The 4,127-nt window shown below is 62.3% G+C and carries 6 protein-coding genes; 4 read left to right on the top strand and 2 right to left on the bottom strand.

Annotation, left to right across the window (positions count from 1 at the left end):
- Positions 1–222: 222 nt before the first annotated feature.
- Positions 223–984: an SOS response-associated peptidase gene (locus ENZ75_RS23500; protein WP_013532563.1), complete on the bottom strand. Its 762-nt coding sequence runs from the start codon at positions 982–984 to the stop codon at positions 223–225.
- Between the two features lie 128 nt (positions 985–1,112).
- Here ENZ75_RS23500 and ENZ75_RS23495 point away from each other — a divergent pair, with 128 nt between their 5' ends.
- From ENZ75_RS23495 to ENZ75_RS23480, 4 genes are all read left to right on the top strand, one after another.
- Positions 1,113–1,547, top strand: coding sequence for an NUDIX hydrolase (locus ENZ75_RS23495; protein ID WP_013532564.1), 435 nt, complete (start codon positions 1,113–1,115; stop codon positions 1,545–1,547).
- 81 nt (positions 1,548–1,628) lie between these two features.
- Positions 1,629–2,006, top strand: coding sequence for a TIGR02301 family protein (locus ENZ75_RS23490; protein ID WP_013532565.1), 378 nt, complete (start codon positions 1,629–1,631; stop codon positions 2,004–2,006).
- Positions 2,007–2,464: 458 nt separating this feature from the next.
- Positions 2,465–2,722 carry a hypothetical protein gene (locus tag ENZ75_RS23485; RefSeq protein WP_008874920.1) on the top strand — a complete coding sequence of 86 codons (258 nt, stop codon included), beginning with the start codon at positions 2,465–2,467 and terminating at the stop codon, positions 2,720–2,722.
- A 70-nt stretch (positions 2,723–2,792) separates the two neighbouring features.
- Entirely contained in the window at positions 2,793–3,578 is a 786-nt protein-coding gene (locus tag ENZ75_RS23480) for a hypothetical protein (RefSeq protein WP_027162675.1), read from the top strand.
- Positions 3,579–3,611: 33 nt separating this feature from the next.
- Here the strand turns inward: ENZ75_RS23480 and ENZ75_RS23475 are convergent.
- Positions 3,612–4,127: amidohydrolase family protein (locus tag ENZ75_RS23475; protein ID WP_164887952.1), on the bottom strand; the 516-nt coding region annotated here is incomplete at its 5' end.

Below are 4,127 nucleotides of genomic sequence, written 5' to 3'. Positions count from 1 at the left end.
GAGACATGCCCCGAACCAAGCAGGAAGCCAACCGCGCCAAGCAGCCGGCGCTGGCCAACCACTATCGCGCAATCGGCCCGGCCGCGATCGTCGCCGCCCTTCTCCATACCGCCAAGAAGAAAAAGCCGGCGCAGAAGATCGTTTCGCCCCGCGCTGCCTGAAGGGGTGGGCGGCCGGCGCCAATGGCGCCAGAAATGAAGGCGCCGACGCGCGCGCCCTCTGCTAGAACAACGTCATCTGACTGTCGTCCGCGCCGGACTTCTGGCGCTTGACCTTCTCGGGCTCCGGCCCGATCTCGCCCCGCTCCTGAATCTCCGGTCCGGTGTTGGCGACCTTGTTGACGAGGTCGGAGACCGGAATTGCCTCGAAGAAATCGAGCTGAGCCGGCCGCAACAGATCGGCGACATCACGCGGTTCGAGCGTGCGGCAATCCAGCCAACGGGCGAAATCCCTGGGGTCGATCACCACCGGCATGCGGTCGTGGATATGCGCGATGTCGGCATTGGCGTTGATGGTCAGGATGGCGCCGGTGTCCATTTCCGAACCGCCCGGCTCGGCATAGGTCTCGATCAGCCCGGCGAAGGCAACCAACCCGCCATGCCTGGGGCGTATCCAGTAAGGCTGCCCCTTCTTGCCACCGGTTTGCCGCCATTCATAAAAGCCGGACGCCGGCACCAAAGCGCGGCGATGGCGCATGGCGGCCTTGAACGACGCCTTTTCGGCAGCCCCTTCGGAGCGCGCGTTGAACAGCAGCGGAAACTCGCGTGTATCCTTCACCCAGGTCGGGATCAGCCCCCAGCGCACCAGCATTGGCTGCCGGTCCGGCAGATTGGAGCCCGGCGCCTGCGGAGGGCCGGCGACCGCCATCAGGATCGGCTGCGTCGGGGCGATGTTGTAGCGCGCCGGGAAATCCTCAAGCCCCGCCACGTCCAGAAAGGCAGCGGTCTGATCCGGCGTCGCGGTCAAGGCGAAACGTCCGCACATGGTCGATTGGTGCCCTTCGAAAGGTTCGGCTTCTGAAAGTGGCGATGGAACCGGCGTTGCGCAACCGCTAAAACTTGTCCACGCTGGCCGGTCCACAACTGACCGGCCTTCAGCCTGATTGGGAATCCATGAACGAAGCGCGCAAAATACTTCCGGCAGTCTCGGTCGCCGTCGTGCGGGCAGACACCGTGCTTCTGGTCAAGCGAGCCCGGCAACCGTCGCAAGGGCTCTATGCCTTTCCGGGCGGCAAGGTCGAACCTGGTGAGACGCTGGAGGCAGCGGCAGAGCGCGAACTTCAGGAAGAAACCGGTTTGCGTGCCACAAATTATCGCCCGCTGCGGGAAATCCGCATCGACGGCCGGGATGACAGCCACCCGGTCGATTATCTCCTCACAGTCTTCGGCGCCGCCTATGCCGGCGGCGAGGCCGTGGCCAGCGACGATGCGGAGACGGCGGCCTTCTATACGCTCAGCGAGATGGCGGCGCTGCCGCTGGCAGGCTCGGTATTCGCGGTCGCCGAAGACTTGTTGGCCCCCGGCGGAAACGCCGGACTGCTGTCCTGAAATCAACTTGCGGGCCACAAATTGTTTCGCCACAAAGACTTATGCTGTTTAGCAGAGCCACGCAGCTGGTAGAGAAGGCTTATGAATCGTCCATCCATGCTCCTCGCCGTGTGTCTTGCGGTCGGCGCGACCGTTTCGATACGGCCCGCGCTCAGCGCCGAGTCGCCGTTCGAGCCCGGGTTGATGCGGCTGGCGGAGGTTCTGGGCTCGCTGCATTTCCTGCGCAATCTGTGCGGCGAAAAGGGCGACCAGTGGCGTGTCGAGATGACAAAACTGCTCGATTCGGAAAATCCGGACGCCGAGCGGCGCGCCCGCTTCATTGCCAGCTTCAATCGCGGCTACCGCTCCTTCGGCGGCACCTATACGAGGTGCACGCCCTCGGCGACCGAAGCCATCAGCCGCTACATGAAGGAAGGCGAGACGCTGTCTCGCGACATCGCCTCGCGTTACGGCAACTAATGCATGTCGCCCAAAAGTGGCTGCGGTTTTGGGAGAACGACACGCATAAAAACGAAAACCTAAAGCGCCTCGCCTGAATCCGTTCAAACGCAGCGCGCTTTAGGCACTCGCTCATCGACAACTATCCGAACCATTGCTGGGTACAGCCGATATATCGGCTTGTGCCAGGCGATATCTTGGTGCAATCCTCATGTTGCACTTCTGCAACAGTATTAACGAAACCCTACCGCGCGAAAGCGGAATTAACTCAAACTGAAGGTTTTCGCCCCGCAGGCCGCCCCAATCGGCTAAGTTTGACTCGAACTGAACGCAGTTTCGCACAAGGCAATCGGGCTTTGTAAAAGACGATCAAAAAAATGTCGTATTTACAAATACTTAATTGTCCCTGGGTGTGAAATGAACAGATCAGGCCTGATCCACATCAATGGATCGCAGCTTGAAAGGGTGGACATTCGCTTATGGAACATGGTGTCAACGACATCGACGCGCTGGTCAGGGAAGAAAAACGCTTGACCGCCGTGGAAAGCCACAGCGAGGCCTGGGCGGAAGGTCTCTCCGCCGGGATAGAGCCCGAGATCATTGCCGAAGCAGCGCTCGAAACAGCCTTCGGCGAGATGTTGCGTGCCAATGGCGAGACCTCGGCCCTTGCCCTGCTCGACCGTATGCGTGAAAAGGTGATTGCTGGCGCCTTCGAACCTGAACGGCTGCGGCACTGAACCGACGTCCGGTTCTTTGACGGCAATATGCCGCTCGGGCGTCATGCCCGTAAGCAGGGAGAAACGGGCAGTGAGTTTTTCGATGTCAGGCAAGCCGCGTGGCTTGGTCCTTCGCATCTCTTTCGCCGCTTGCTGTGCCGCGATTCCCCTGGTTGTGTGTCTCGCGAGCAGCCCCGCCTATGCGCTGAGCGAAATCAAGCGCGAAGAGCTCCCCCCGACGGTCACGCCGCCGGCCGACGACATGTCGCCCCCCGGAAGCACCGTGCCAATGCCCAACCCGGTCGGGACGCCGCCGCCGTCTAGCCAGCCGACTGCTCCTGCCGAAGCCGAGCCGGACAGTCCGGCGGATGGCGGCGTGACCAGGCCACGCGTCGATCCGGACACGCCGGTGCCCGAGGTCATCTACGATCTCGGCAAGCTGCCGGAACCAGTGCGGCGCATGCATGATTTGATCGTCGAAGCCTGCAAGGGCGGCGATATCGAAAAGTTGCGGCCGTTGATCGGCACGGGCGACAACACAACGCAATTGTCCCTAACCGACATTGATGGCGATGCCGTCGCCTTCCTCAAGGGCCTCTCGGGAGACCCGGACGGCCAGGAAATCCTGGCCATCCTGGAGGAGGTGCTTGATGCCGGCTACGTCCACCTCGATGCCGGCACGCCACAAGAGCTCTATGTGTGGCCGTATTTCTTCGCCCTCCCGCTGGACAAGCTGGACGCCAAGCAGCGGGTCGAACTGTTCAAGATCGTCACCGCTGGCGATTTCGACGACATGAAGCAGTTCGGCGCCTATATTTTCTATCGCGTCGGTATCACCCCTAGCGGACAGTGGTCATTCTTCGTCGCCGGGGATTGAGAGCGGCTCTTCCCACCCACGGGGGTAGGGAGCCTAGCGGGGCAATGCCTCAGAAAACTCCACCGCCCTACCCTGGCTTGGCGTGGCGATCTCGCCTTCCCACATCACGCGGCGGCCGCGAATGACGGTGCCGACCGGCCAGCCGACCACTTCTCTCCCGTCATAAGGCGTCCAGCCGGCTTTCGAGCCGGCCTGCGCATTGGTGATGGTCTGGCGCCGCTTCATATCGACGATGGTGAAGTCGGCCTCGTAGCCGGCAGCGATGCGGCCCTTTCTCGCCATGCCGAAGATCCGCTGCGGGCCGTGGCTAGACAGGTCGACAAAGCGCTGCAAGGTCAGCCGGCCGGCATTGACGTGGTCGAGCATGATCGGCACCAGCGTCTGCACGCCGGTCATCCCCGACGGTGAGGCCGGATAGGGCTTTGCCTTCTCGGCCAGCGTGTGCGGCGCGTGGTCGGAGCCGAGCACATCGACGATGCCTTGCGCAATGCCATGCCAGACGCCATCGCGATGGCGCGCGGCACGCACCGGCGGGGTCATCTGGATCAG

This window comes from Mesorhizobium sp. M7A.F.Ca.CA.002.04.1.1 (assembly GCF_004022805.1).
GTDB classification, from domain to species: domain Bacteria; phylum Pseudomonadota; class Alphaproteobacteria; order Rhizobiales; family Rhizobiaceae; genus Mesorhizobium; species Mesorhizobium ciceri.
The sequence above is the reverse complement of the archived record's forward strand: the minus strand, read 5'-3'. Positions and strand labels throughout refer to the sequence as shown.

Excerpts from the sequence above, each read along its gene's own strand:
- ENZ75_RS23500 (WP_013532563.1), bottom strand. The coding sequence starts at position 984 with ATGTGCGGACGTTTCGCCTTGACCGCGACGCCGGATCAGACCGCTGCC.
- ENZ75_RS23490 (WP_013532565.1), top strand. The coding sequence starts at position 1,629 with ATGAATCGTCCATCCATGCTCCTCGCCGTGTGTCTTGCGGTCGGCGCG.
- ENZ75_RS23485 (WP_008874920.1), top strand. The coding sequence starts at position 2,465 with ATGGAACATGGTGTCAACGACATCGACGCGCTGGTCAGGGAAGAAAAA.
- ENZ75_RS23495 (WP_013532564.1), top strand. The coding sequence starts at position 1,113 with ATGAACGAAGCGCGCAAAATACTTCCGGCAGTCTCGGTCGCCGTCGTG.